Genomic DNA, 23,542 nt, shown 5'->3' with positions numbered 1-23,542 from the left:
CTTATGAGTAATGATGACTCTGACCGAATACAGATGATGCTTGATGAGAAACGCATCAAACTGCATCTTTTTGAACCCAGTCAAAGAAAAATCTGGACCGTGGTGGGAAAAGGAGAAGAGCATTGGATTGAACCAGACATGAATTATTGTTCATGTCCTGGCTATTATTTTGCAAAATTAAATGGAAAAAATACCTGTTATCATTTGGAATCTGCAAAACCTGCGATAGAATCAAATTCATTTGAACAAATTGTTTTTTCTGATGATGAGTTTTCTGATTTTATCTTTGGGGTAGTGTCTGATCTTTGATTGTAGAATAATTATTCGAATGTGTTAATAACTAGAATTTCCTTTGATAATCATGGACGAGGGCCAACAAAATTCTGAAATTGAAAAAATAGCAAACCTGATGGTTCATGATGATATTTCCCATGATGAACAGGATCTTACAAAATTGGAAAAATACAAGAATATAATCAAAGAGGATTGCAATCTTGATGATGACAAGGCAATGAAGCTAGTATATGAGACACTCTTGTTTAGAAAACTAAAAAATTCTGATTCTGGCGATATTTTAGAAAAAGGTAACGAGTTTGGTGCAGGATTTAGCTAACTATCTTTTATGATAATGGTACGCTCTCAATGTCCTCTTGTGAGACACCTTTCCAGAGACCGATCATTCCTTCTGGTTCTACCTGTTCAACTTTTGTAATCTTTTGAATCTTTATGTGATCTGGGTTTGGTGGCATCCATAGCATTGCCATGTAATCTCCTACATTTCCAACTTTGTTTGGTGATGCCATTGTGATTTTGTCTTCGGAAAAACCCTTTGAAACAAGAACTGAGGTAGCTTTGTCTTTTAGATCCATTTTTCCATGAAGGAACAGATAAACATCTTTTTGAGTATCAATTTCTCCCATGATCAGAGTTCTTTCTTTGACTAAATCAATCTTTCCTGATCTGCTACTCCAAAAAGGGTTAAATTAGAATGAACAAGAAACACAACTGTGAAAATCTTTACTGTGGGGAGCAAATCTTTTGTAACTAGTTTCCAACTTGCAGGTGTTCCTGGGATTATTTCTGAAACCCCGCAAAAGGCTCTAGATGATATTAACAAACTCACGGAAGACTCTGATGTAGGCTTGATTCTCGTTAGTGATGATATTACTGAATCTATCAACGATGAACTTACAGCCCTTCGTGCCGAAAAATCCACTTTGGTATTTGCATTACCTGCAGCTGGCAGTGAAAAAACTGAGGTGGACTATAGGGTTATGTTGAAGAAAATTCTTGGTGTCTAATCCTTTTAATCTACTTATAATCAAAATTTTGAGAACATATTATGAAAACTGCATCTGTTAAGGAACCTTCTGTCATTTCTGTTGATGAAACTAAAAGTCCTGATTTGGGTGATGGGGGCATACTTGTAAAGATGGAAGCATGTGGCATTTGTGGTTCTGATTTGGAGAAAGTTTTTGGTCAATACGGACAACCTTCAATGCGATTAGGTCATGAACCCGCAGGAATTGTATTGGAGGTAGGTATTGGTGTAACTAAATTCAAAAAAGGTGATAGGGTATTTACTCATCATCACGTTCCTTGCTATGATTGCCATTATTGCAAACATGGCAATGAGACTATGTGTCAAAAATATTATGAGACTAATCTTTCTCCTTGTGGACTTTCAGAAAAATTTGTTGTTCCTGAATGGAATGTGAGTCACGGTGGGGTATTGAAGATTTCAGACTCTCTGACCTTTGAGGAGGCTGCAATGATTGAACCTCTAGCATGTTGTGTAAGGGCGTGGAGTAAGTACAGTTATCATCAAGGTGACTCTGTTGCTATTTTTGGAGTAGGTCCAACAGGAATGATGCATGTTATGATTGCACAAGCAAAGAAATTTTCTAAGATCTTTTGTTTTGATGTAAATGATTTTAGATTAAATTTTGCAAAAAAATTCAACGTTACAGATTCCATTAATTCTGCAGATGAAAACAGAAAACAAAAAATTCTTGACCATACTGAAAATAGAGGTGTTGATGTTGCTATTGTTGCAACTAGCAGCTTACAGGCACTTGCAGACGCTATTGATATGGTTAGAAAAGGGGGAACTGTAATGATGTTTGGTGTTCCTTCAAAAGGTGCAAAAATGGATTTAGATATGAACAAAATTTATTCAAAAGAAATTACTCTTGTAACTAGTTATGCTGCATCAGACAAGGATACTGCAGAAGCTTTGAGTCTTATTGAATCCTCACAAATTGATGTCAAACAATTAATCACTCATACGTATTCAATTTCTGATTCTCAAAAAGCATTTGATCATGCACGTAGCGGTGAAAAGGCAATGAAAATAATAATTACAAAATAAGAAAGGCTTAAGAGAGGCGTTTTAATTCTGTCAAAATCGAAGACAATGGATTGGGGATTAAAAAATAGATTATCATCTATAATCAAACCACAAAATAATCGTGCATTAATGCTTGCCGTAGATCATGGGTATTTTCTCGGACCTACTGAAAAACTAGAGGATCCAAAAAAAGTCATAGCTCCTCTTTTGAAATATTGTGACTCCTTAATGTTAACTAGAGGGGTTCAGAGAACTTCTGTTCCTGCTACCACTCCTACTCCAATGGTGTTAAGAGTCTCTGGCGGTTCAAGTATTATTGGTGATGATTTATCTCAAGAAGAAATTACCGTTTCTATTCAAGATGCAATAAGGCTTAATGCAAGTGCTCTGGCCATGTCTATTTTTGTAGGTTCAAAATATGAATATCAAACAGTTGTAAATCTTGGAAAACTAGTCAGCGAAGCAGAACAATATGGAATTCCAGTTCTTGCAGTAACTGCTGTTGGAAAAGAATTGGGAAAAGATGCTCGATATCTATCATTGGCATGTAGGATGGCTGCAGAGCAAGGAGCTCATATTGTCAAGACCTATTATTGTAAGGACTTTGAAAAAGTAGTGCAATCTTGCCCTGTTCCAATAATTGTTGCAGGTGGAAAAAAAATTCCAGAGCGTGATGCCTTACAACTGACTTACAATTCCATTAAAGGTGGAGCTGTCGGCGTTGATATGGGGAGAAATATCTGGCAATCTGAACATCCTGTTGCAATGATTAGAGCTGTGAGATCTATTGTTCATGGGAATAGCAACGTAGATCAAGCTTTCAAACTCTACAAAAAATTAGTTAGTGAAGAATCAAAAACTAAGAAACAACAGAAAAACAAATCAAAAAACAAACCAAACAACCAAAACAAATCAAAAAACAAACCAAACAACCAAAACAAATCAAAAAACAAACCAAACAACCAAAACAAATCAAAAAACAAACCAAACAACCAAAACAAACCTAGCTCCTAGACTGCAAAGAAAATAATTTTAAGAAATTTTTGATAAATGTATGTGTGCGATCTTCCATGTTGGTTGTTTTATTAACACAAATGTCGCACGCCCATTAATCATCATATGTTCTCCTGTGTATGCCTTGTTGTCAATCAACATTCCCTTCTGAACTAATTCCATGGCGACAATTGCTGCATTCCCAAAAATACTTATCTTTGGATTTTTTATTTCGTATGAGTAATCTGAAATACTTACAAAACGCAGTTCTTCTAATTCAATGGTATTTTGATAATCTTTTAGATCATATGGTGGAAGATCACTAAAACTTGAAAATTTTGGATCATTGAGGTGGATGTCTCTTAATTTTGACAAGTCTTTTGTTATTCCTGACTCGAATAATGTTTCAATAATTTTTATGATCTCTTCGTTGTCTGACAAAACCGTACTTTGAATGAAAAAATTACAGTTTAAATCTTCTGTCTGTATTCCAATTTTTTTACATGGGATAATTATATTAATTATGAAAAATAACCTCTCATTATCATGATTCCAGCAGTATCGTCTCTTTTTCTTCTGTTGGAGGTTCTGAACTAGACTTTTCATAGTCTATATCGTACTAGATTAAAATTATGGCGATTGATTTGATGAATAAAATGGAAAATATGAGTGGTGCAAAGGCCTTGATGACGGCCATGGAAAAGGAAGGCGTCAAGCAGGTATTTGGTTTGCCTGGTGGCGCAAATCTTCCTATGTATGATGAATTTGCGAGATGTGATATTAGGCATATTTTAGTTCGCCATGAACAATCTGCAGCACATATGGCCGATGGATTTGGTCGAGTCAGCAGAAAATCTGGTGTTTGTTTTGCAACCTCTGGACCTGGAGCAACTAATATTCTGACAGGAATTGCAACTGCACAAGCTGATTCTGCACCAATGGTTGCAGTTACTGGCCAAGTACCAGTGGAGATGATTGGAAGGGATGCATTTCAGGAAAGTGATATTATTGGAATGGCAAATCCTGTTGTAAAATATGCGTTTCAACCACGTAGTGCAGGTGAAATTCCAGATGTTGTGAAAAAAGGATTCTACATTGCAGAGACAGGCCGCCCTGGACCTGTGTTAATTGACATCCCAAAGGATGTACAACAAAATGAAGATAAGATGGTTTTTCCTGATGAATTTAAGATTCAAGGTTATCATCCTTGGACTGATCCTGATATTGTAGCAGTTGAAAAAGCAATTGATATGTTGCTTCATTCTGAAAAACCTGTAATCCTTGCAGGAGGTGGTACTATCATCTCTTCGGCTTTTGCTGAACTACAAGCAATAGCTGAGGCTTTAATGCTTCCAGTAGTTACAACGTTTAAGGGAAAGGGTGCTTTTCCTGAAAACCATCCATTATCGTTGGGTCCAATTGGAATGCATGGACATGCAGAAGCAAACAAAGTGATGGCAGAAGCTGATTGTGTATTGGCAATTGGAACAAGATTTTCTGACAGATCTGTTGGTAGCTTTGAATCCTTTGAAAAACAACTTAAAATTATTCACATGGATGTTGATCCAGCTGAAATTGGCAAGAATCAGAGCACTCAAGTTGCAGTAGTTGGAGATGTTCGTGCGTCACTTCGAATAATGGTAAAACTTCTTTTGCAACGTTCAATTAAAAAAACTGAAGAATCTGTATGGCTTAAACATGTAAAAGAAACAAAGGACTATTGGAGAGAAAACTTGAAACTTCATCCAGGTGAGATGGGTGCTGCAAAAATTTTACGCAAATTACGAGAACTACTACCTTCTGAATCAATAATCACAACTGAGGTGGGACAACATCAAATGTGGGCTTCACTTTTCTATGATGTAATTCAACCTGGCACTTTCTTTAGTTCAACTGGGCTAGGAACTATGGGCTGGGGATTTCCTGCTGCTATTGGTGCCAAAGTTGCAAAACCTGATGTTCCAGTAGTTGACATTGCAGGTGATGGCAGTTTTAGTATGACTGAAAATTCTCTTGCTACAGCTGTTTTAGAGGATATTCCAGTTATTGTATTTCTCTTAAACAACTTTACATTGGGAATGGTAGCTCAATGGCAAAGAACATTCTATGATAGAAGAATGATTGGAGTTGATCAAGGTAAGTGTCCTGATTATGTTAAATTAGCTGAATCTTATGGTGCACAAGGAATAAGAGCTCAATCTATGGATGAGCTTGATAAAGCAATCAAGACTGCTTTGAATAGCGATGTCGCTACAGTGATTGATATTCCAATTGATCCTGAAGAGGATGTGTTGCCTTTTGTTGCTCCTGGAACCTCGCTTTCGGATATGATCCTACCTTCTTAGTGATGTATAATGTGGGCAATTCTTACTTTATTAGTTGAAAATAAACCTGGTATCTTGTTTAAGGTAACTCATCTATTCAGATCTAGGAATTTTAACATAGACAGTATTTCCGTAGGAGTTACTGAAAATCCTGATTACTCAAGAATGACCATTACTACATATGGTAATGAAAAACAAGTTGAACAAATTGTAAAACAACTCAACAAAATGATTGATACTGTAGAAGTAAAACAATTAGATGAAAACAAGACTGTTTACCGAGAATTAAGTATTTTTAAGATCAAACTATCTAATGCAAATGATAGCATGGAAGTAAACAAATTGGCTAATGCCTATGGCGGGAAAGTTCATGACGTAAAAAAAGACTCTCTTATGGTGGAATTAACTGCAACCCCTGATCAAATTAAAGCCTTTGAAGAATTGGCAAAACCCTTTGGCATTATTGATGTTGCTAGAACTGGTGTAGCTGCCTTGGAGAGAAGTGGCGTATGAAAATTAGGATCTTTGACACCACCCTAAGGGACGGAGAACAAACGCCTGGAATTTCGTTATCTCCAGATCAAAAACTCTCAATAGCAAAAAAACTCGATTTGTTGGGAGTTGATGCAATAGAAGCGGGTTTTCCGGTAATCTCTGAGGGTGAACTAAAGGCAGTTAGGATGATTACTGAAGAGAACCTATCTTGCGAGATTGCAGGATTGGCCAGAACTAACAAAAAAGATATTGATGCTGCCATAGATGCAGGACTAAATTATATTCACACATTCATTGCAACTTCTGATATTCACTTAGAGCACAAGTTGAAGATGACTAGGGAGCAGGCACTCTCAAAAGCAATTGATGCAGTAGAATATGGGAAATCTAGAGGGCTACAAGTTGAGTTTTCAGCAGAAGATGCAACTAGAACAGATAGGGAATTTCTAAAAAAAATCTTTGGTGAAGTTGCAAAAGCAGGAGCTGACAGAATTGATATTCCTGACACTGTAGGGTATTCTACTCCTGAATATATTGCAGAAATCACTCGCGATGCAATTGATGCTACTCATCTTCCAGTTAGTGTTCATTGTCATAATGACTTTGGATTGGCAGTTGCAAACGCTTTATCTGGAATTCATGCAGGAGCTCAATGTGCACATGTAACAATTAATGGAATTGGAGAACGTGCTGGAAATGCATCCTTGGAGGAATTCACCATGGCGTTACAATGCTTGCCTTATGATCAAAAATATGAAACTAACATCAAATCTGAATTAATCTATGAAACATCTAGATTTGTTTCTAAAATTGTAGGAATCCAAGTACAACCAAATAAAGCAATTGTAGGTGACAATGCGTTTGGCCACGAATCTGGAATTCACACTCATGGTGTTTTGAATAATCCTTTAACCTATGAACCAATCAGCCCTGAATTAGTAGGACGAAAAAGATGGCTCCAAGTTGGAAAGCATGCAGGAATTCATGGTATGAATGCAATGCTTGGAGAATATGGAATCAAACCAACTGATGAGCAATCAAAACAGATTTTAGATAAAGTGAAAATATTAGGTGATCAAGGAAAACAAATCACTGATGTTGAATTACTTTCTATTGCTAGTGACATATTGGGTGAAAAAGGAATAAAGCAAATCGTTCAGTTAGTTGGATTTTCTGTCTCCACTGGAATTGGAACAATGCCGTATGCATTTGTAAAACTAAACATAGATGGCAAGGACTTTATCGGAACTGACTATGGCGTGGGTCCAGTTGATGCTGCACTCAATGCAATTGAAAAAATCACTGGCAATATCTCTGAATTAAAAATCAAAGACTATGGTTTGGCATCTATCTCTGGTGGCTCTACTGCTATGTGTGAGGTAACAACCGTTATAGAAGATACTCAGGGAAATAGTGTTTCAGCAAAATCAATAGGTGCTGATATTGTAACTACTAGCGTAAAAGCAGTTATTGATGGAATAAATCGTGTCATGCTCAAAAAAATGCTAAAAGACAAATAAACAAACTAAATCCTAAAATTCCCATAGTGTGACTAAAGTTCATGTACAAAGTTTCTTTGATAACTGGAGATGGCATAGGTCCAGAACTCTCCGAATCTGCAATCTCAGTTTTAAACACCATTCATGATAAACTCGGTCTAAAGTTTGACATTACTCAGTTATTTGCAGGAGATAAAGCATTAGAACAAACTGGAAAAGCTCTTCCTGACGATACAGTTGACTATATCAAAAAATCTGATGCCTGCATGAAGGCACCTGTTGGTGAGAGCGCAGCTGATGTCATAGTTGTTCTTCGTAGAATGCTTGACCTTTATGCCAACATTAGACCTGCCAAATCCTATCCGCATATGCCTGCATTACGTGACGATATTGATCTAGTAATAGTGCGAGAAAATACTGAAGATCTCTATACTGGAAAAGAATTCAGCTTGGGTAATTCTTCTGTTGCACTTCGAATTATTTCTGAGGCTGCATCAAAGAGAATTGCAAAATATGCATTTGAGTCTGCTATTCAGAGAAATTCTAAGAAAAAAGTAACTTGTGTACACAAATCTAATGTTATGAGAATAACTGACGGAATGTTTGCAAAATCGTGTCTTGAAGTATCTAAAGATTACCCTGAAATTGAATTTGAACAAATGTATGTTGATGCATGTGCCATGAATTTGATTCGACAACCTGAAAAATTTGATGTTGTGGTAACCACTAATCTTTTTGGTGATATTTTGTCTGATGAATCCTCTCAAGTAGTTGGAGGATTGGGGATGGCACCAGCTGCAAACATTGGTGATGAATTTGCTCTGTTTGAACCTGTTCATGGTGCAGCATTTGATATTGCGGGTAAAAATATTGCAAATCCTTCGTCCTTTTTACTTTCTATAAAGATGATGCTTGATTGGCTTGGAAAAAAACATCAAGATACCAAATGCTTTGAAATTGGTGAGAAATTAGAAAATACAATTTTTGATCTTGTGAAATCTGGAATTAAAACCAAAGATATTGGAGGTCAGATGAGTACTACTGAATTCACAAAACAGATTACAGACAAACTGTAACCTTTTTTTAAAACATGTTTACACCTATGAATAAATTCTTGTCTTTTGACAATTGTGATATTCTTGAATTAGATGGTATTGTAAAATGAAAAACACTGTCATCTTCGATTTTGATGGAACTGTTGCAGACACTCTGGAAACTGTGGTAAAAATAGTAAATGATCATGCTGATCATTTTGGATACAAGACAATTTCTGTTGAAGATGTTCCTTATTTGCAAGGAAAAAAACCAACTGAAATTTTATCTCATCTTGGCATCTCATTTTTTAAGCTTCCATTTTGGATTAGAAAAATTCATTCCGAAATTAACAAAGAAATCATAAACATGAAATTGACTGCTGATATTTTCCCTCTTTTGTCTGACTTACATTTAGATAATAAACGAAATCTTGGTATTCTTACTTCTAATACTGAAGAAAATGTAAAGCAATTTCTTGTTAAAAATAAAATTGATTTTTTTGATTTTATTCATACAGGAAAAAACGTATTTGGAAAAAGTCATGTAATCAATAAAATTCTCAAACAGTATTCATTTGCCAAGAATGATGTGTGTTATGTTTGTGATGAAGTTCGTGATGTTGAAGCTGCTAGAAAATCTGGTATATCTTCTATTGCTGTGACCTGGGGCTACAACAGTAAAGATGCTCTTTTAAAAGAAAATCCTGATTTCATGGTAGACACTCCTGAAGAGTTGCGTGATATTCTTTTCTCTTAGAATTATTTTCTATTTTTATTCTAGAATGATTTTGATTTTATTCTTTTTTAGAAAATAACTTCTTTGCAGCCTCTTGCATCTCTTCTGGTGTGACATCTTTTATGTGAGTTGCAATGGCCCATCTATGTCCATAAGGATCTTGCACTTGTCCGTAACGATCTCCCCAAAACATGTCATTGATTGGCATAATTGGCGTAGCCCCTGCTTTTATTGCTTGATTGTACATTTTGTCTGCGTCTTGCGTGTATATGTGAAGTGATGTTGATGTGCCTCCTATTGTGTTGGGGCTAGTTGCTCCCATTTCTGGAAATTCATCTGCTGCCATTACAAAAGAATTACCTATCTGTATCGTTGCATGCATTACTCTTCCATCTGTGGCATGAGGCTTTTGTAAATCTCCACTGCGTCAAATGCCTTTTTGTAAAACTCAATAGCGTTACTACATCCTTTGATAATTATGTGTGATGTTATTGATGAAAAACCACTTGGAATAGGCTCTGTCAACAGTTCTTTTTATTCATACTAGCATATTAGTGATTTTTCTTTGATGATCCACTATTTATTTTGTTTTTATGTCTCTATTCTTTTCTTTTCTTTCTTGCATCTGAGGTAGGTGGATTTAGAGACCAAAAGAAGAATGCTAATCCTACTGGAATCATTATGAGTAATGCTGCAACAAGAGATATTGTATAAAATGTAGGATCTAAACCTGGTAAGAATGGACCTGGAAAAACTGCATAAAGCCACAAAAATGCTACAAATATCAGCACCACTTTGTTTTTTTTGACTAGTTTTTTCCACCCGAGTCTATTTTTCTTGATATAGCAATCCTTGCAACGTGTCCTATCGTCTGTCATGCATGATGTACAGCAACTTTTTTCACAAAAATAACATATTCTGTCTCCAAAAGATGAGCCACAGTAATCACACTTGTACAACCCTATTGATCTTTTTCTTTGAATTTATCTTTTTTTCAAAAATACTAATTTTTATTAGATGTTGCCATGTTTTTCTTAATATGGCTGTATGTTGTATTTGTAAAATCAATCCTGGAACACTAAAAATCAAAGATGGAAATCCTAAATACAAAGGAAGACCAATATGCAAAGAATGTAGTGGTTATCGAAAACTCCTGCAGGAAACAAAATAATTTTGATTTATTCTGTTTTTTCAGTTTTGTTCTTTTGTGCCCATTCTTCATACATTTTGAGGATTTTATCTACGTCTGTTCCATCTTCTGAATATGTCACGATTACTCCGAAAGTCCCTTTTTTGTCATGACCTCTTGCAAAATATCCCCAAAAAGAGTCTGGTAATTTTTGAAAACTATTAGAGTCATGGGAAACTCCTATCAAATTATTCCCAATTACTTCTACTACTTTTTTTGCATCTTCAGCTTCTATCATATGCTTATCTCAAATAGTTGTAATAAAAATATGAATGGGTTTACGGACTGAGTCTGTCTGGGTCTCTTGGATACAAAACCACTTCTCGCACATTGTCGATTCCAATCAGTGTGGTCATTAGTCTGTCTAATCCCATTCCCCAACCAGAATGTGGTGGCATGCCCCAGTCAAAGGCCTTTAAATGATCTGTAAATTGGGATGGATCCAAATCTTGCTCCTTTAATCTCTCTTTGATCATCTCTGGATTGTGAAGTCTTGTTCCTCCTGAAGATAGTTCTAGATATCCATACTGAAGATCAAACGAACGTGAAAGTTCAGGGTCTTCGTCTTTTTCTCTAATGTAAAATGGTTTTAACTTCATGGGCCAATCAGTTAAAAAGAAAAATCCTGGGTGATTCTTTCCTATGATTCTTAGATGTGAATCAAGTAAATCATCTCCAAATTCTACATTTTCTCCTTCTTTTTTTAGTTCATCTATGCATTGGTTGTATGTTACTCTCTCAAATGGACCTGTTGGAATTTCAATTTGATGTCCTATTTCTTGTTGTTCTTTTTTACAATTTTCTGATGTGAATTTGTATACGTCAAGTACTAATGATTCTAAAACATCCATTACATCGTTGTAATCCATAAAGGCAGCTTCAATGTCTATACTTGTAAATTCACTGAGATGCCTTCCTGTATGTGAGTTTTCTGCTCTGTAAAAATTTGAAATTTCAAAAACCCTTTCTAATCCTATGGTCATTTGTTCTTTGTAAAGTTGAGGACTCTGAGCAAGATATGCCTTCTTTCCAAAATATTCCAATGAAAAAAGATTTGCGCCTCCTTCACTTGCACTTCCTATTATTTTTGGAGTTGTGATTTCTATGAATTTTTTTTCTGTAAGGGTCTTACGCAATGACTGTAAGACATGATGTCTAAGTTTGAATATTGATGCTGTCTTTTGGTTTCGCATGTCTAATGCTCTGTGATTTAATCTTGTGTCTATGTTGCTCTCTATTCTGCCGATAGGATCTACTGGAAGTGGATGTATTGCTTTGCCCAAAATCTCTATCTGCTCTGCTTTAATCTCAAATGCAAAATCTCTTGCTTTTGTCTCTTGAACTATTCCTTTTACACTCACTACGCTCTGTCGATTTACTTCTCCAAGATTATCATTTAATTCTCCTTTGACTATGATTTGAGAAATTCCTGATACATCACGTAAAGTAATAAAAGTCATTTTTCCTAATTTTCGTAAATCTTCTACCCATCCGCCTAACACCACTTGTGATCCAATCAAACTATCGTCTAATTCTGAAATGTCATGAGTTTTAACAAAAACCATTTTTCGCACCTATCTCTTATCCTCAAACTCTATCTCAATGTCAAGGTTTCGGACATTCTTTACAATTTCAACTACCTTTTCTGTGTCTATTGGGAACCTTGGAGTCCATCTTCCTGATACTACTGCTTTTGTCTTTTGGATCCCACCTGGAGCCCATACTGAATTAATTGATAAAATTTTGGTAGGAAAGAACAAATCTTCGATAAATTTTTTATCTGTTTCATCTGCCTCGACAAGCCAAATCTTTCCTTCAAACTGTTCCTGAAGTGTTCTATAGAGCGTTCTGCTTTGTCTGATTGCCATTATGTCATTTTTTGCAAATGATAATACAAAATTGCCCTGAAATTCCTTACATGAATGCATTGTAAAGTTCTCAATTTCTGTATTTTTTTTTGCAATTTTTGCAAGAATGATCGATGCATCTACATCTGCCTTTGTTATTTCTCCTGATTCTACCTTGTTCTCGCATTGAGGACATAGGACTGCATTTTTCGCATCAAAAATACATATTGGAAGCTTCATTTGAATCGACTTTTATCATTCTGTTAAAGTTGTTTATATCCCTAGTGTTGCTAAACATTTTGAATTTTTCAACAAGTATCTATTTTTCAATTCTATTTGGTAAAAACTCTACTTGTTTGCTAAAATGGGCCTAAACTAACCTACAAGTCATCTAATAATGGGCTGGTAATTGAATAAACTATGTGTTTTGATGTAGTTAGAATGCAAGATAAAAATTCTAGCTTTATGAATGGAGTTTGTGGTTTTTCTTAAAATTCTAGGACTCAACACCCGATATGATTCTTCTAAAGGACCTGTTTATGCCCTAGATGATGTTAATTTTGAATTAGAGTCTGGAAAATCTATTGGCATTGCAGGAGAAAGTGCTTGTGGTAAGAGTACTTTGGGTTTATCTTTAATCCAGGCTATTTCAAATGGTCATGTTAGTGGGAAAATTATTTTTGAGAATGAATCTCTTCTTGAGCTAAAAAAATCTGAATTTGATAACGAATACCGATGGAAGAAAATCTCGTTGATTTTTCAAGGCGCAATGAATTCACTGGATCCTGTTTTTACAATTCAAGAACAATTTTCTGAAATCCTAAAACAATTTCATTTTGATGGTGATTCTGAATCCATTATTCATGATGCATTATATTCAGTAAACCTAGATAATGATGTTCTAAAAAAATACCCTCACGAACTTAGTGGTGGCATGAAACAAAGGGTGGTTATTGCCATGGCTCTGATTTTAAAGCCAAAATTTGTAATTGCTGATGAACCCACAACTGCGCTTGACGTTTTGATTCAATCTCAAATAATGAACCTGTTTAAGAATCTCAAAAAAGGAGGCATGTCTTTTATGCTAATTACACATGATCTTGCGGTTTTATCTGAAATTGCCGATGTCATCGGAATTATGTATGGTGGTCAAATAGTTGAGTTTGGTTCTTCTGAGGAAATCTACAAAAACCCAAAACATCCATACACTAAAGGATTGCTAAAATCAATCCCAAGTATGAAAGGAGATTCTGCCCCATCTTACATATCTGGCAATCCCCCTAGTTTGCTTGACTCGCCAACGCAGTGCAGGTTCATTGACAGATGCCCTGAAGCGATTGAAAAATGTAAAAAACTTCCACCTCATTTTAAAACTGACACTGGATATGTCCGTTGTTGGCTTTATGATGAAAATGATGTTGTTTTCTCCTAAGTCGTTATGATCTTGGATATTTTGCATCTATTTTCTTGAGATATACTTCTTGAATCTGCATAATTTCTCTTTGAAATGTATTGTTACAAAGTAATTTTATGTATTCTGCAATTTCTGTTTTATTTTGATTTGTCTTTTCAAATTCTTCAATCTTTCTAAAACTTTCTTGCTGAAACTTCATTATCTCTTTGAACTCTCTACTTATCTCTTCAATCTTCATTCTTTCATAGTCTTTTGAATCTGATTTTCTAAAACTTACCTCATCAATTAATTCCTGAATCTCGTCAGATACTTTCATGATTCTTTTTCCTGCTTGATACTAAAAAGTCTAGTTTTGGTTTTCTTTTTTGTGTTCCAGAATATGTTTTAGCCCTTTATTCATGCTCATTGAATCCAAATCTACATCACAATATGGGCATTTCAAATTTCCATGCACTCAGGAATGTTCTTTGACCAAAGGCAAACAGGAATCTATTATTCGTAATACTTCTGATCTAATCACTTTTTTATCAATTGATATCCAAATTCTGATTTTTTTAATTGCAAATGAAATTGTTTGAACTTTCTTTCTTTCCTCCCATACAAATTCTGTTTCTCCCAAGTTTTTATCAAAAAATCCTTCAAGATCCGTTTTTATTGCAATATGTGAAAATTGGTATTTTGTATCTTTTTCATTTAATAATGGAACCAAATCCGGTCTCCGTTTGTATGCTAACAACTCTCCACTCTCTCCAACTATTCCTACAAATCTGATAAATGGACTAATTGATGATATGTCCTGACAGATTTTTTCATATTGTTTTTTTGCCATTTGACTTTTTTGAAAAATAATGTTATTTTAATGATTATTCTCTCTGATTGTCTAGTTTTGATTAAATATTACTCTAAAACAGTTTACTTGTGGATTTTGTTGACCTATTTCCATTTGCGCCTGAAGTAGGTTATCTTAGTCTTGGATTGGTGAATTTTTTTGGTTCATTGGTACCTTTTGTTCCCTTGCCTGGATTTTTGTTGCTAGCTACGATGTCTGTGGGTGATCAGTTTGATCTGCATGTTTTGGCAATACTTTCTGCTGTTACTGCAACTGCTGCTAAACAAATAATCTTCTATGTTAGTTATGGAGGACGAAAAATAATTAATGAAAAAACTAGAAAAAGAATGCGTCCGTTTGAACGCCTGGTAAAAAGATATGGGGCAGGTGCTGCATTTTTTGCAGCTGCAACGCCAATTCCTGATGACTTGGTTTATGTCCCATTGGGATTGGCAAAATACAGTCCAAAACGGTTCTTTATTGCTACTCTTACTGGCAAAATAGTTCTAAGTTATGTTATTGTTTTTGTTTCTCATTATCTTGGATTATCTTTGGTAGAACCTTTCCTTGAGAATATTGATGATGCAACACCTGTTTACATTGGAATTATAATTTTTGGTGCTATGATGACAAGCGTAATAATTTTGCTTTTGCGTCTTGACTGGCAGAAAATTCTTGGACGATTTGCTCCTTGGACATTAGATGAAAACAACAAAGAAGACTAAATTTCATCTTGTATTGTTATTTTGAAATTCCATAATTTTTCTGTAGCTTGTTTTATCCCGATTCGAGGAGATGATGAAATTTTTCCTATGTTTTTTATCCCTTCTGCAATAAACAGGTCTGTTTGTTTTGTAAGATCTGACCCATAATCTTTTCTTGTGATGTTCAATGCTTGTGCTAGTTTGGCAGGACCATCTGAGATATTTTTGGAATTTTTGATGTTCCTGTTTTTCATCATTTCTTCTATTCCTTTCTCAGGTTTTGCAGCACGTATCAATACTGCTCCTGCTTTTGTCTTTGGATTCTTTGCAACCACATTAAAGCAGTAGTGCATTCCATATGTGAAATAGACATATGATATTCCTACATCTCCAAACATGACTTTGTTTCTTTCTGTAATTCTTCTATATGCATGACTGGCAGGATCATCCTCGTGTTTGTAGGCTTCTGTTTCTGTTATTATTGCAGACATCTCTTTGTCTCCAATTTTTCTGACAATTCTTTGTCCAAGTAGTTTTTTTGCCACAACTAAGGTATCTTTTTGATAAAAATCTCTAGGAATGGCTTTCAATGTCTATCCTTATTGTTTCATTATTTTTGATTGCTTTTATCAGTTCAAAGAGATTAATCATGTCTTTTTTTAAAACAGAGATTAATTCCTGATTGTATATTGTAGCTGCAGGGTGAATGGTTAGGAAATAGATTTGTCCCTCTCTTTGGATTGTTTTTCCTCTGAATTTGGTGATCTCTGATCCTCCTAACAACGAGTTAAAAGCAGTGTTGCCTAGAATGCATATTATTTTTGGTTTGATTATTGAAATCTCTTTTTCCAGATAATCTCTACATATTTTTCTCTCTTCAACATTAGGTATTCTGTTGTTGGGAGGTCTGCATTTGACTACATTTGTTATGTATACTTCTTCTCTTTTTATGCCTGCAGTTTCTAATGCAAGTGATAATTTCTTTCCTGCTGCTCCTATGAATGGCTCTCCTTTGTTATCCTCGCTTCTTCCAGGCGCTTCGCCTATGAAAACCACATCTGAATGAAAATTTCCTTTTCCTGGAACTGCATTTGTTCTGGTTTTCCACAAATCACATTTTTTGCAGTCTGTTACCTGTTCTCTTATCTTTTCTAATTTGCTTTCCATATTCTAATTGACACTCTTTACTGTTGCAATTCCTCGTATTGAAGGTCCTCCATTTCCCATTATCATTGATTGCATCGGATCTCCTTTCCCACAATTAGTTATGGGTCTCACTTCAAAATCATTTCCACAAGCATCAATTGAATTAAAGAATTCTGGTGCTGTCCCCATGACGATCACATCTCTTTGCAAATCTGCAATCTCTCCATTTTCAATTTTCTGTGCATATTGACATGAAATGCTCCAATTGTATCTTTTCATATCAATTGAAGGTATCTTCATGTTTGATATCATGTATCCGTCTTTTACTTCCTTTATCATCTCATCTACACTCCAATCTCCTTTTTGTATGCACGTGCAAGCCATACGGATTAATGGCATGAATTTGTAGTTTGTAGCTCTCATATTTCCTGTTGGTGTTGTGTTAAAAATTGCTGCAGTTTCTCTGCTCTGTAAATGATTGTTTAAAATTCCATTCTCAATCAAAGACGTTCTTTTGGTTTTGACTCCTTCATCGTCAAAATAATACCACCCTAAACTCTCTTTGATGGTAGGATCATCAAAGACACTGAGGTTTTCTGATCCTATTTCTTCTCCTATTTTCCCTTTCCACCATACTCCTCCTGCCCATGCCATTTCTTGTCCTAGAACTCTATCTGCTTCAGATGGATGACCTAATATCTCATGTGTAAGTAATGAAACAAAATCTGGATTCATTATTACTTTGGATTTTTTTTCTTTTACAGGTTTTGCATCAATTAACTGTGATGCTTTTTTTGAAATTTCTTTTGCAGCCTCTTGGGCTTTTTCTTTTTTTGTAATCTGTTCTAGTCCTCCTCTGCCTCCTTCTGTTATGTTGACCGATTGAGTTAGACCTGATTCATGTGCAGTAGCTGCCATTTCGATAATTGTGTCTGTATAGTTCTGCAAAATCTGCGAACCTTCACTATTTGCAAAATATTTTGAATTTACAGTATATGTGGGAATTATTGTTGATTTGATAATTTTTGGCGTTAATAAAATTATTTTACTGCACTCTATTGCCAAGTTCACCATCTCATCCATTTCTGGTTTTCTTGAAACTGGAAAGTCTATCGTAACTTTGTCTGTTGAATTTGGATACAGTTCTATGGATTTTTTATCAGATTCTGTCTGTGAACTTTTTGTAAGATACTTGTCTATCTCTTCTTTGATTTGGTCCATGGATTTTGGGTTTGTTATGGAGCAAAATCTCCAAAAACCATTTTTTGCTATTTTGATGCCTATTCCTGAATCTGTGTTTGTCTTTATGTATTCTGTATTATTGTTCTCTACTAATGCTGATTTTCTTTCATATTGCTCTGCACGTACATCGCAATAATCAACACCATAATCTCTGAGATATCTGATTGTTTTGTCTGCTAAATCTTGTAACTGCGATTCCATGATTGAATATGTTTGTGGGCCTTCCTATACATTATGATGCTGCTGCTACTTGTTTGATATTGCAGGCATGGTGAAATAGTACTCATCCTCAAATTCATAGTCTATGACTCCCTTTTTGCGCAAAAATTCAAAATATTTACTGCAATTTTCGTAGAAATCTCTATTTTTCTCATGTTCTTTTTCCATGTTTTTTTGTATCACTTCTTATGCATTTTTTCAAGATAGTGAGTGAATTTAGTTCTCCAAGTTTGTTTTCTTTTAGTATTGTTCAGAACTTGGCAAAAGTCGAAAATCTGATGATTTTTCTTTTCTTGAAAAAGTAATTTAGGGCAAATATTTCATTAAAATTGATTCAAAATTTGGTAAAAATTGTCGCAGATACTAGTGTTATTATCAATGATCAATTGGTCTCTCAGATAGAGTCTGGTTCTATACGAAACTCTGAAATCATAATACCTCAGGCAGTATTTGATGAAATCCAATCTCAGGCATCAAATAAAAAAGAAAAAGGTTTCATAGGAATTGAAAAGATTCAGAAACTTCAAAAACTATCACGCGATTTTGGGTTGACAGTTTCTGTTCAAGGTGGTCATCCTTCACTTGATGATATCAGACTTGCTGCATCTGGTAGAATTGATTCTCTAATTATTGACTTGGCAAAAAAATATGATGCAGTCCTTTACACCTCAGATAATGTCCAACATTTAATGGCTCAAATCAACAATGTTGATACAGTCTATCTGAAATCTGTTATACAAACTGAACCACTTGAATTTTTGAAATTTTTTGATGAGCAAACAATGAGTGTCCATCTAAAAGAAAATCAAACCCCCCTTGCAAAAAGAGGACAACCTGGTTCTTTTTTGCTGACTGATTTGGGTGGTGAGATTCTTGATAGAAAATATCTGGAATTGATATTCTCTCAAATACTTGATGCTTCAAATGTTTCTGATGCAGGAACTGTTGACATTTCAAAAGCTGGAGCTTCTGTCATTCAATATGGTGATTATAGAATTGCAATTACCTATCCTCCATTTTCGGAATTGTTTGAAATAACCATTGTACATCCTATTGTAAAACTCTCTCTGAATGATTATGATGTCTCTGAATCATTGATGAAACGTTTTTCAGATAGTGCCGAAGGAATTGTTATTTCTGGTCCTCCTGGATCTGGAAAAAGTACTCTTGCTTCTGGATTGGCAAACTTTTATCACCATCAAGGAAAAATTGTAAAAACTTTTGAATCTCCTAGAGACCTTCAAGTTGATTCTGGAATCACTCAATACGGTAAACTTGAAGGAACATTTGAAAATGCAGCTGATATTTTGCTTCTTGTACGTCCTGATTATACTATTTTTGATGAGGTGAGACGACGTGAGGATTTTACTACATTTGCTGATTTGAGATTGACAGGAGTTGGAATGGTTGGAGTGGTTCATGCTAATTCTCCATTAGATGCAATTCAGAGATTCATTGGAAAAATTGAGCTAGGAATAATCCCTAGTATTTTAGATACTGTTGCTTTTGTCAAAGATGGAAAAATTGAAAAAGTCTATGACTTGGAATTAAAAGTCAAGGTTCCATCTGGGATGACTGAGTCTGACTTGGCAAGACCTGTAATTGAAATCAGGGATTTTGAAGATAATTCACTTGAACATGAGATCTATACGTTTGGAGAAGAAAATGTTATTGTCCCTGTATCTAAAAAAAACACTGCCGTCGGAATTGAAAAACTTGCAGAAGATAAAATCCGAGACACTTTTAGAAAATATGATCCTGCCGCACAGGTGGAAATTTTATCTGCAAATAGGGTAAAGGTGTTGGTTAATGAACAGTGTATTGCTTCAATTATAGGAAGAAATGGTTCCAATATCAACGACATTGAAAGATTTCTGAATGTACATGTGGATGTGGTTGCAAAAGATTCAGAAGAATCATCTTCTATGTCTTATTCTGCAAGTGAGTTACCGTTTACTTTTTCTGAATCAAAGACTGCTCTTCTGTTAACTGTTAACAGAGAATATGCATCTAGATATGTTGATGTGTATGCCAGTGACCACTTTGTAACTTCTGTGAGGATTGGAAGAAAAGGTCAGATAAAAATCCCAAAACGTTCTGATGCTGGGCGTAGCATAATGGAATTGAGTTCCTCTCAAAATGATCTAAAAATTTCCCTCAAAGATTTCTAAAATTCTCAAATTTTTGAGGCCTTCTATCAGACCTCTGGCTGACCTCAATATGCTTAATTGTATTTTGATCTGGTTAGTAATTCCTCGTTATGCTCGCTATTTTCAGTCATTTTCTTGGTTATTCTTTGTTGACTTGGATGTAATGGTTGTTGATCTTTGAATCTTAACTATTTTTTTCTAGAGTTCCCTTTGTATGCCAGATGCTCTAAAGGAAAGACTAGATAAAATTCGTAAATTCTCTGATTCGGCCAAACGTAGATCTGATTTGTATGCTGATATGGCAAAAATGGATGACACACGTACAGCCCGTTCCTTGGGTGCGCTTCAAAAGGCTTCAGCACCTGGAAAGAAACTTCAAAAGATTGGGTTTCTTATGTTGTGGGTTCCTGAACCTACAGGTGTTACATGCGCAGTAGGAGGGCCGATGATAATTGCAGGTAGGTATCTTGACAAAAAGTATAATGGGGCTACCATTCATGATATTGGAAATGAAACTAAAAGCGCAATGTCTTCAATTAAGGATTTTAAAAGCTCTGTATTGTGACACTCTTAGTTTTTAAAAGGACCTCGTTAAGTTAATTTATTGACTACAAGAGCACAGGCATTAATTCCAATTTCAATTGCCGCTGTAATAGTTGGTGTTGTGGGACTTTTATCAATTCCACAAGATAGTAAACTTGAATCAGTCGAGTTTCCTCGAGGAACAATAAAAGTTGACGATGTGCCACTTGAAGTACAGATTGCCGATGATGAACCTAGACGAGTTCGTGGATTGATGTTTCAGGATCAATTGCCTCCCGATCAAGGAATGATCTTTGTTTTTGACAAGCCTGGGCTGTACTCACTTTGGATGCTAAACATGCAATTTCCACTTGATATGATGTGGTTTGATGAAAATGGCAAAATAGTGCATATCGAAAAAGACGTTCCTCCATGCAAAACTGCACTAGAAATTACAACTTGTCAGAGTGTTGTGCCTGAAGGTGAGGCCCTATACGTTCTAGAAGTTACTGCTGGGTTTGTAGATCAGAATAATATTACTGAAGATTCTGTTTTAACCATTATTTCAATTTAGAATTGCAAAACCTTATCTTGTGATTTCTAATTGAAGTATTGTGAACAAAAAACTTGTTGCAATACCAATAGTGGCGTCTATTGCCATTGTTTTGGCTGTATTTTCAACCACGTCTTTTCCTGATGATGAATCTGAATCTACTGAATTACATCATAATACATTTCTCTATTCTGATACTGAAAAATTAAAAAGATTCCTTAGCACTCTTGATGTCTTTATGTCGGAACCCGTTGAGATTTTTGATGATACTGTAAATCACTATTGTACTTATGTTGACTTGGAAGGCAATGAAAAAATTTCTAATTATTGTGTAACTTCGGCATTGACTGATTCAAACCATAAGCCTTTTGGGAATCTGAACATGGGTGGAGATGATTCTGCAGTACCGCAAATGGTCCTTGCTATTGTTGATTCTTCTCCATTTGTCGATTCTAAGAAAAATGAAGTTAGACAAGTTTTCACTACTATGATTGAGACTTTGGTATGTGATTGTTGGGAAAAACAACAACCTGGAGGCTTTGAATCTATTTCTGACTGGCTTGATACCGCTGAGGATAGATATGTTGAGTCTGGAAAAACCACCCTGAGCTCAAAGATTTCTGGTTTGGATCAAAAACAACTGATTCTTGAGATTACTCTTAAAGACTCTGACTATCTCTGGACTCTGATTATTTTGAATAGCTAGTCTAATTATATACTACAAAATCATTTGATTGGCGATTACAATGATAGATCCATTATGGTTACTTCCTTTGGGCTTTGCTGCAGGAATTCTCGGCTCAATGCTTGGGTTGGGTGGTGGAATCATAGTGGTTCCAGTACTTACCTTCTTGGGTTTTTCTCCAACTGCATCTGCAAGCAATAGTCTTTTTGCTGCTCTTAGCAACGCTGTGGCATCCACTGTTTCTTATTCTAGACAAAAACGAATTGAGGTTTCTTTGGGATTGAAACTTGGATTGTTATCTGTTCCTGGTACTGTTTTGGGTGCAGTTGTGTCGTCTGATGTGACTCCAAACATCTTCAAAGTTTTGTTTGGCTTGGTGTTGATTGCTTCAGCTGTGTACATCTTCTTAAGAAAAAGATTACACGAAAAAGAAAGTACAATATCAAAACAAATGGTTCTATTTGTAATAGGTGCAAGCTTTTTTGCTGGAATCATGTCTTCCTTTTTTGGTATTGGTGGTGGGATAATCTTTGTTCCTTTGATGGTAGTTGGGTTGGGCATGACGATGAAAAGAGCAGCTCCTACATCTCAGCTTGTATTGTTGTTTTCGTCTTTTTCAGGAGTGTTGGTTCACAGCTTTTTGGGGCATCCAGATTTCATTCATGCTGGATTCTTGGCAATTGGCTCATTTGCAGGTGGATTGGTTGGAGCAAGGCTATCAATTGAAATTAAAGAAAGATATTTGCAAATTTTGGTGACTGTTGTTATTTTGATGGCTGCTGCAAAATTATTTTTTGATTCTTTGACAGATGGACTTGTAATGTAGTCTGAAATTATTCTATTGTTAAATTATGTTCCTGGAGGCAATCCACATCTGGGACATAACTTGTATGATTTGGGAACTGGTTTGTTACATTCGTAACAAATTTTTCCTTCTGCGGACTCTCTTTTTCTCTGTTCTAGGTAGTATCGTAATAGTATGATTCCTATTGATGCAAGTGCCCCCACAATGATGTAAATGATTGCCATTTGATCTCCTATGTTGTTTTATACAGATAAACTAAGCGCATGTTTTGTCTCCTGAAGATATGATAATTTGAATGGTTGACTTGTTTTTTCAATAACTGGCTGTTTTTTATCTGGGTGGTTCTTTCTTAATCCTGTAAATGTTTCTCTTTGAAACAACTATTGTTTCTCCATCCTGGTTTGTTCCTTCAAAATCTACTGCAATTTTTCCAAACTCGTCATCAATGTCGTCTATTTGTGATATTGTGAATTTCAGCTTCAATACTTCATCGGTATGCAATAATTGGAGAAATCTGGTGTTTCTGTTTTTCCACTCTGGGTCTCCATCTGTTCCAACAAAGATAATGTGATTTCCATAAATTTGACTGAGTCTAGTAAATTCCCCTTCCATTCTGGCAAGAATTGCTCTTCCTGAAACAATTTGTTGCTCTCCCTTTTGTCTGCTCTCTAAGAAAGCATTTCTTATTCTGGAAAAGTCCAGATATTCTTCAAGCTCCTTTTCAGAGATACTGCATGTGGAATAAAATGCATCTCCTATTCTGAACTCTGAGAATTTCCTCATTGTTTTTGCTACTTTGATGATGC

33 protein-coding genes are annotated in these 23,542 nt (G+C 35.4%); 18 read left to right on the top strand and 15 right to left on the bottom strand.

Going from position 1 to position 23,542, the window contains the following annotated elements:
* Positions 1–3 precede the first annotated feature (3 nt).
* Both ACOQN3_RS06805 and ACOQN3_RS06800 read left to right on the top strand, forming a co-directional pair.
* Positions 4–309: a hypothetical protein gene (locus ACOQN3_RS06805; RefSeq protein WP_420545729.1), complete on the top strand. Its 306-nt coding sequence runs from the start codon at positions 4–6 to the stop codon at positions 307–309.
* A 52-nt stretch (positions 310–361) separates the two neighbouring features.
* Positions 362–613 carry a hypothetical protein gene (locus ACOQN3_RS06800; RefSeq protein ID WP_420545728.1) on the top strand — a complete coding sequence of 84 codons (252 nt, stop codon included), beginning with the start codon at positions 362–364 and terminating at the stop codon, positions 611–613.
* Positions 614–620: 7 nt separating this feature from the next.
* Here ACOQN3_RS06800 and ACOQN3_RS06795 read toward each other — a convergent pair whose 3' ends face one another.
* Positions 621–920: a hypothetical protein gene (locus ACOQN3_RS06795; RefSeq protein ID WP_420545727.1), complete on the bottom strand. Its 300-nt coding sequence runs from the start codon at positions 918–920 to the stop codon at positions 621–623.
* Between the two features lie 87 nt (positions 921–1,007).
* Here ACOQN3_RS06795 and ACOQN3_RS06790 point away from each other — a divergent pair, with 87 nt between their 5' ends.
* Genes ACOQN3_RS06790 through lsrF form a run of 3 tightly spaced genes read left to right on the top strand, consistent with a single transcriptional unit; the run spans position 1,008 to position 3,364 of the window.
* The gene (locus ACOQN3_RS06790) at positions 1,008–1,301 is read left to right on the top strand and encodes a V-type ATP synthase subunit F (protein ID WP_420545726.1); all 294 of its coding nucleotides are present in this window, start codon (positions 1,008–1,010) and stop codon (positions 1,299–1,301) included.
* Positions 1,302–1,342: 41 nt separating this feature from the next.
* Positions 1,343–2,371, top strand: coding sequence for a zinc-dependent dehydrogenase (locus ACOQN3_RS06785; RefSeq protein ID WP_420545725.1), 1,029 nt, complete (start codon positions 1,343–1,345; stop codon positions 2,369–2,371).
* Positions 2,372–2,395: 24 nt separating this feature from the next.
* A complete protein-coding gene (lsrF, locus tag ACOQN3_RS06780; RefSeq protein WP_420546607.1) occupies positions 2,396–3,364 on the top strand; it encodes a 3-hydroxy-5-phosphonooxypentane-2,4-dione thiolase in 969 nt (322 codons plus the stop codon).
* Between the two features lie 18 nt (positions 3,365–3,382).
* Here the strand turns inward: lsrF and ACOQN3_RS06775 are convergent, their stop codons facing one another.
* The gene (locus tag ACOQN3_RS06775) at positions 3,383–3,784 is read right to left on the bottom strand and encodes a nuclear transport factor 2 family protein (RefSeq protein ID WP_420545724.1); all 402 of its coding nucleotides are present in this window, start codon (positions 3,782–3,784) and stop codon (positions 3,383–3,385) included.
* Between the two features lie 206 nt (positions 3,785–3,990).
* Between ACOQN3_RS06775 and ilvB the strand changes: the two genes are divergently transcribed.
* From ilvB to ACOQN3_RS06750, 5 genes are all read left to right on the top strand, one after another.
* Positions 3,991–5,688, top strand: coding sequence for a biosynthetic-type acetolactate synthase large subunit (ilvB, locus tag ACOQN3_RS06770; RefSeq protein WP_420545723.1), 1,698 nt, complete (start codon positions 3,991–3,993; stop codon positions 5,686–5,688).
* A 9-nt stretch (positions 5,689–5,697) separates the two neighbouring features.
* Positions 5,698–6,180, top strand: coding sequence for an acetolactate synthase small subunit (ilvN, locus tag ACOQN3_RS06765; protein WP_420545722.1), 483 nt, complete (start codon positions 5,698–5,700; stop codon positions 6,178–6,180).
* Entirely contained in the window at positions 6,177–7,682 is a 1,506-nt protein-coding gene (locus ACOQN3_RS06760) for a 2-isopropylmalate synthase (RefSeq protein ID WP_420545721.1), read from the top strand. The genes ilvN and ACOQN3_RS06760 overlap by 4 nt, the downstream gene beginning before the upstream one ends.
* 41 nt (positions 7,683–7,723) lie before the next feature.
* Positions 7,724–8,737, top strand: coding sequence for an isocitrate/isopropylmalate dehydrogenase family protein (locus ACOQN3_RS06755; RefSeq protein ID WP_420545720.1), 1,014 nt, complete (start codon positions 7,724–7,726; stop codon positions 8,735–8,737).
* 85 nt (positions 8,738–8,822) lie between these two features.
* On the top strand, positions 8,823–9,452 hold the full coding sequence (locus ACOQN3_RS06750; protein ID WP_420545719.1) for an HAD hydrolase-like protein: 630 nt from the start codon (positions 8,823–8,825) through the stop codon (positions 9,450–9,452).
* A gap of 37 nt (positions 9,453–9,489) precedes the next feature.
* Here ACOQN3_RS06750 and ACOQN3_RS06745 read toward each other — a convergent pair whose 3' ends face one another.
* The 3 genes from ACOQN3_RS06745 to ACOQN3_RS06735 all read right to left on the bottom strand — a co-directional run bounded on the left by ACOQN3_RS06745 (position 9,490) and on the right by ACOQN3_RS06735 (position 10,309).
* Entirely contained in the window at positions 9,490–9,813 is a 324-nt protein-coding gene (locus tag ACOQN3_RS06745; RefSeq protein WP_420545718.1) for a VOC family protein, read from the bottom strand.
* Complete coding sequence (locus ACOQN3_RS06740) at positions 9,813–9,956, bottom strand: hypothetical protein (protein WP_420545717.1); 144 nt, start codon at positions 9,954–9,956, stop codon at positions 9,813–9,815. The genes ACOQN3_RS06745 and ACOQN3_RS06740 overlap by 1 nt, the downstream gene beginning before the upstream one ends.
* 74 nt (positions 9,957–10,030) lie before the next feature.
* Complete coding sequence (locus ACOQN3_RS06735; RefSeq protein ID WP_420545716.1) at positions 10,031–10,309, bottom strand: hypothetical protein; 279 nt, start codon at positions 10,307–10,309, stop codon at positions 10,031–10,033.
* Between the two features lie 161 nt (positions 10,310–10,470).
* On the opposite strand from ACOQN3_RS06735, the gene ACOQN3_RS06730 reads away from it, so the two are divergent.
* Positions 10,471–10,602, top strand: a complete 132-nt coding sequence (locus tag ACOQN3_RS06730) for a hypothetical protein (RefSeq protein WP_420545715.1) — start codon at positions 10,471–10,473, stop codon at positions 10,600–10,602.
* Between the two features lie 7 nt (positions 10,603–10,609).
* On the opposite strand, the gene ACOQN3_RS06725 is transcribed toward ACOQN3_RS06730, so the two are convergent.
* Genes ACOQN3_RS06725 through ACOQN3_RS06715 form a run of 3 tightly spaced genes read right to left on the bottom strand, consistent with a single transcriptional unit; the run spans position 10,610 to position 12,707 of the window.
* Positions 10,610–10,858 (bottom strand): hypothetical protein, encoded by a 249-nt coding sequence (locus ACOQN3_RS06725; protein ID WP_420545714.1) that lies wholly within the window; start codon positions 10,856–10,858, stop codon positions 10,610–10,612.
* A 40-nt stretch (positions 10,859–10,898) separates the two neighbouring features.
* Positions 10,899–12,185, bottom strand: coding sequence for an aspartate--tRNA(Asn) ligase (gene aspS, locus ACOQN3_RS06720; RefSeq protein ID WP_420545713.1), 1,287 nt, complete (start codon positions 12,183–12,185; stop codon positions 10,899–10,901).
* 9 nt (positions 12,186–12,194) lie between these two features.
* Positions 12,195–12,707 (bottom strand): transcription elongation factor NusA, encoded by a 513-nt coding sequence (locus ACOQN3_RS06715; RefSeq protein WP_420545712.1) that lies wholly within the window; start codon positions 12,705–12,707, stop codon positions 12,195–12,197.
* A gap of 238 nt (positions 12,708–12,945) precedes the next feature.
* Between ACOQN3_RS06715 and ACOQN3_RS06710 the strand changes: the two genes are divergently transcribed.
* Positions 12,946–13,899, top strand: a complete 954-nt coding sequence (locus tag ACOQN3_RS06710; RefSeq protein WP_420545711.1) for an ABC transporter ATP-binding protein — start codon at positions 12,946–12,948, stop codon at positions 13,897–13,899.
* A gap of 4 nt (positions 13,900–13,903) precedes the next feature.
* Here ACOQN3_RS06710 and ACOQN3_RS06705 read toward each other — a convergent pair whose 3' ends face one another.
* The gene (locus ACOQN3_RS06705; protein WP_420545710.1) at positions 13,904–14,197 is read right to left on the bottom strand and encodes a hypothetical protein; all 294 of its coding nucleotides are present in this window, start codon (positions 14,195–14,197) and stop codon (positions 13,904–13,906) included.
* Between the two features lie 138 nt (positions 14,198–14,335).
* Positions 14,336–14,710, bottom strand: a complete 375-nt coding sequence (locus ACOQN3_RS06700; RefSeq protein WP_420545709.1) for a hypothetical protein — start codon at positions 14,708–14,710, stop codon at positions 14,336–14,338.
* A gap of 89 nt (positions 14,711–14,799) precedes the next feature.
* Between ACOQN3_RS06700 and ACOQN3_RS06695 the strand changes: the two genes are divergently transcribed.
* Entirely contained in the window at positions 14,800–15,435 is a 636-nt protein-coding gene (locus tag ACOQN3_RS06695; protein ID WP_420545708.1) for a VTT domain-containing protein, read from the top strand.
* Here ACOQN3_RS06695 and ACOQN3_RS06690 read toward each other — a convergent pair.
* From ACOQN3_RS06690 to ACOQN3_RS06680, 3 genes are read right to left on the bottom strand one after another with little or no spacing between them, the layout of a single operon-like run.
* Positions 15,432–16,004, bottom strand: a complete 573-nt coding sequence (locus ACOQN3_RS06690) for a DNA-3-methyladenine glycosylase (protein ID WP_420545707.1) — start codon at positions 16,002–16,004, stop codon at positions 15,432–15,434. The two genes, ACOQN3_RS06695 and ACOQN3_RS06690, sit on opposite strands and share 4 nt — an antisense overlap.
* On the bottom strand, positions 15,988–16,581 hold the full coding sequence (locus tag ACOQN3_RS06685) for a uracil-DNA glycosylase (RefSeq protein WP_420545706.1): 594 nt from the start codon (positions 16,579–16,581) through the stop codon (positions 15,988–15,990). The genes ACOQN3_RS06690 and ACOQN3_RS06685 overlap by 17 nt, the downstream gene beginning before the upstream one ends.
* A 3-nt stretch (positions 16,582–16,584) precedes the next feature.
* A complete protein-coding gene (locus ACOQN3_RS06680; protein ID WP_420545705.1) occupies positions 16,585–18,003 on the bottom strand; it encodes a TldD/PmbA family protein in 1,419 nt (472 codons plus the stop codon).
* Between the two features lie 359 nt (positions 18,004–18,362).
* Here ACOQN3_RS06680 and ACOQN3_RS06675 point away from each other — a divergent pair, with 359 nt between their 5' ends.
* The 5 genes from ACOQN3_RS06675 to ACOQN3_RS06655 all read left to right on the top strand — a co-directional run bounded on the left by ACOQN3_RS06675 (position 18,363) and on the right by ACOQN3_RS06655 (position 22,757).
* The gene (locus ACOQN3_RS06675; protein ID WP_420545704.1) at positions 18,363–20,192 is read left to right on the top strand and encodes a PINc/VapC family ATPase; all 1,830 of its coding nucleotides are present in this window, start codon (positions 18,363–18,365) and stop codon (positions 20,190–20,192) included.
* A 193-nt stretch (positions 20,193–20,385) separates the two neighbouring features.
* Positions 20,386–20,736 carry a hypothetical protein gene (locus ACOQN3_RS06670; RefSeq protein WP_420545703.1) on the top strand — a complete coding sequence of 117 codons (351 nt, stop codon included), beginning with the start codon at positions 20,386–20,388 and terminating at the stop codon, positions 20,734–20,736.
* Between the two features lie 39 nt (positions 20,737–20,775).
* Entirely contained in the window at positions 20,776–21,267 is a 492-nt protein-coding gene (locus ACOQN3_RS06665; protein WP_420545702.1) for a DUF192 domain-containing protein, read from the top strand.
* Positions 21,268–21,307: 40 nt separating this feature from the next.
* Positions 21,308–21,952, top strand: coding sequence for a hypothetical protein (locus tag ACOQN3_RS06660; protein WP_420545701.1), 645 nt, complete (start codon positions 21,308–21,310; stop codon positions 21,950–21,952).
* Positions 21,953–21,992: 40 nt separating this feature from the next.
* The gene (locus tag ACOQN3_RS06655; RefSeq protein ID WP_420545700.1) at positions 21,993–22,757 is read left to right on the top strand and encodes a sulfite exporter TauE/SafE family protein; all 765 of its coding nucleotides are present in this window, start codon (positions 21,993–21,995) and stop codon (positions 22,755–22,757) included.
* A gap of 23 nt (positions 22,758–22,780) precedes the next feature.
* Here the strand turns inward: ACOQN3_RS06655 and ACOQN3_RS06650 are convergent, their stop codons facing one another.
* Positions 22,781–22,960 carry a hypothetical protein gene (locus tag ACOQN3_RS06650; protein WP_420545699.1) on the bottom strand — a complete coding sequence of 60 codons (180 nt, stop codon included), beginning with the start codon at positions 22,958–22,960 and terminating at the stop codon, positions 22,781–22,783.
* Between the two features lie 106 nt (positions 22,961–23,066).
* Positions 23,067–23,519, bottom strand: coding sequence for a hypothetical protein (locus tag ACOQN3_RS06645; protein ID WP_420545698.1), 453 nt, complete (start codon positions 23,517–23,519; stop codon positions 23,067–23,069).
* Positions 23,520–23,542 lie beyond the last annotated feature (23 nt).

It is taken from the genome of Candidatus Nitrosopumilus sp., from assembly GCF_965223225.1.
GTDB lineage: Archaea > Thermoproteota > Nitrososphaeria > Nitrososphaerales > Nitrosopumilaceae > Nitrosopumilus.
Note: the sequence above shows the minus strand (reverse complement) of the source record. Positions and strands in the feature narration are given on the sequence as shown.

Bases quoted from the DNA above. Each gene is read 5' to 3' on its own strand.
- ACOQN3_RS06805 (WP_420545729.1), top strand. From the start codon at position 4: ATGAGTAATGATGACTCTGACCGAATACAGATGATGCTTGATGAGAAA.
- ACOQN3_RS06800 (WP_420545728.1), top strand. From the start codon at position 362: ATGGACGAGGGCCAACAAAATTCTGAAATTGAAAAAATAGCAAACCTG.
- ACOQN3_RS06795 (WP_420545727.1), bottom strand. From the start codon at position 920: ATGGGAGAAATTGATACTCAAAAAGATGTTTATCTGTTCCTTCATGGA.
- ACOQN3_RS06785 (WP_420545725.1), top strand. From the start codon at position 1,343: ATGAAAACTGCATCTGTTAAGGAACCTTCTGTCATTTCTGTTGATGAA.
- ilvB (WP_420545723.1), top strand. From the start codon at position 3,991: ATGAATAAAATGGAAAATATGAGTGGTGCAAAGGCCTTGATGACGGCC.
- ilvN (WP_420545722.1), top strand. From the start codon at position 5,698: ATGTGGGCAATTCTTACTTTATTAGTTGAAAATAAACCTGGTATCTTG.
- ACOQN3_RS06760 (WP_420545721.1), top strand. From the start codon at position 6,177: ATGAAAATTAGGATCTTTGACACCACCCTAAGGGACGGAGAACAAACG.
- ACOQN3_RS06755 (WP_420545720.1), top strand. From the start codon at position 7,724: ATGTACAAAGTTTCTTTGATAACTGGAGATGGCATAGGTCCAGAACTC.
- ACOQN3_RS06750 (WP_420545719.1), top strand. From the start codon at position 8,823: ATGAAAAACACTGTCATCTTCGATTTTGATGGAACTGTTGCAGACACT.
- ACOQN3_RS06745 (WP_420545718.1), bottom strand. From the start codon at position 9,813: ATGCATGCAACGATACAGATAGGTAATTCTTTTGTAATGGCAGCAGAT.
- ACOQN3_RS06735 (WP_420545716.1), bottom strand. From the start codon at position 10,309: ATGACAGACGATAGGACACGTTGCAAGGATTGCTATATCAAGAAAAAT.
- ACOQN3_RS06730 (WP_420545715.1), top strand. From the start codon at position 10,471: ATGGCTGTATGTTGTATTTGTAAAATCAATCCTGGAACACTAAAAATC.
- ACOQN3_RS06725 (WP_420545714.1), bottom strand. From the start codon at position 10,858: ATGATAGAAGCTGAAGATGCAAAAAAAGTAGTAGAAGTAATTGGGAAT.
- aspS (WP_420545713.1), bottom strand. From the start codon at position 12,185: ATGGTTTTTGTTAAAACTCATGACATTTCAGAATTAGACGATAGTTTG.
- ACOQN3_RS06715 (WP_420545712.1), bottom strand. From the start codon at position 12,707: ATGAAGCTTCCAATATGTATTTTTGATGCGAAAAATGCAGTCCTATGT.
- ACOQN3_RS06705 (WP_420545710.1), bottom strand. From the start codon at position 14,197: ATGAAAGTATCTGACGAGATTCAGGAATTAATTGATGAGGTAAGTTTT.
- ACOQN3_RS06700 (WP_420545709.1), bottom strand. From the start codon at position 14,710: ATGGCAAAAAAACAATATGAAAAAATCTGTCAGGACATATCATCAATT.
- ACOQN3_RS06685 (WP_420545706.1), bottom strand. From the start codon at position 16,581: ATGGAAAGCAAATTAGAAAAGATAAGAGAACAGGTAACAGACTGCAAA.
- ACOQN3_RS06680 (WP_420545705.1), bottom strand. From the start codon at position 18,003: ATGGAATCGCAGTTACAAGATTTAGCAGACAAAACAATCAGATATCTC.
- ACOQN3_RS06670 (WP_420545703.1), top strand. From the start codon at position 20,386: ATGCCAGATGCTCTAAAGGAAAGACTAGATAAAATTCGTAAATTCTCT.
- ACOQN3_RS06655 (WP_420545700.1), top strand. From the start codon at position 21,993: ATGATAGATCCATTATGGTTACTTCCTTTGGGCTTTGCTGCAGGAATT.
- ACOQN3_RS06650 (WP_420545699.1), bottom strand. From the start codon at position 22,960: ATGGCAATCATTTACATCATTGTGGGGGCACTTGCATCAATAGGAATC.
- ACOQN3_RS06645 (WP_420545698.1), bottom strand. From the start codon at position 23,519: ATGAGGAAATTCTCAGAGTTCAGAATAGGAGATGCATTTTATTCCACA.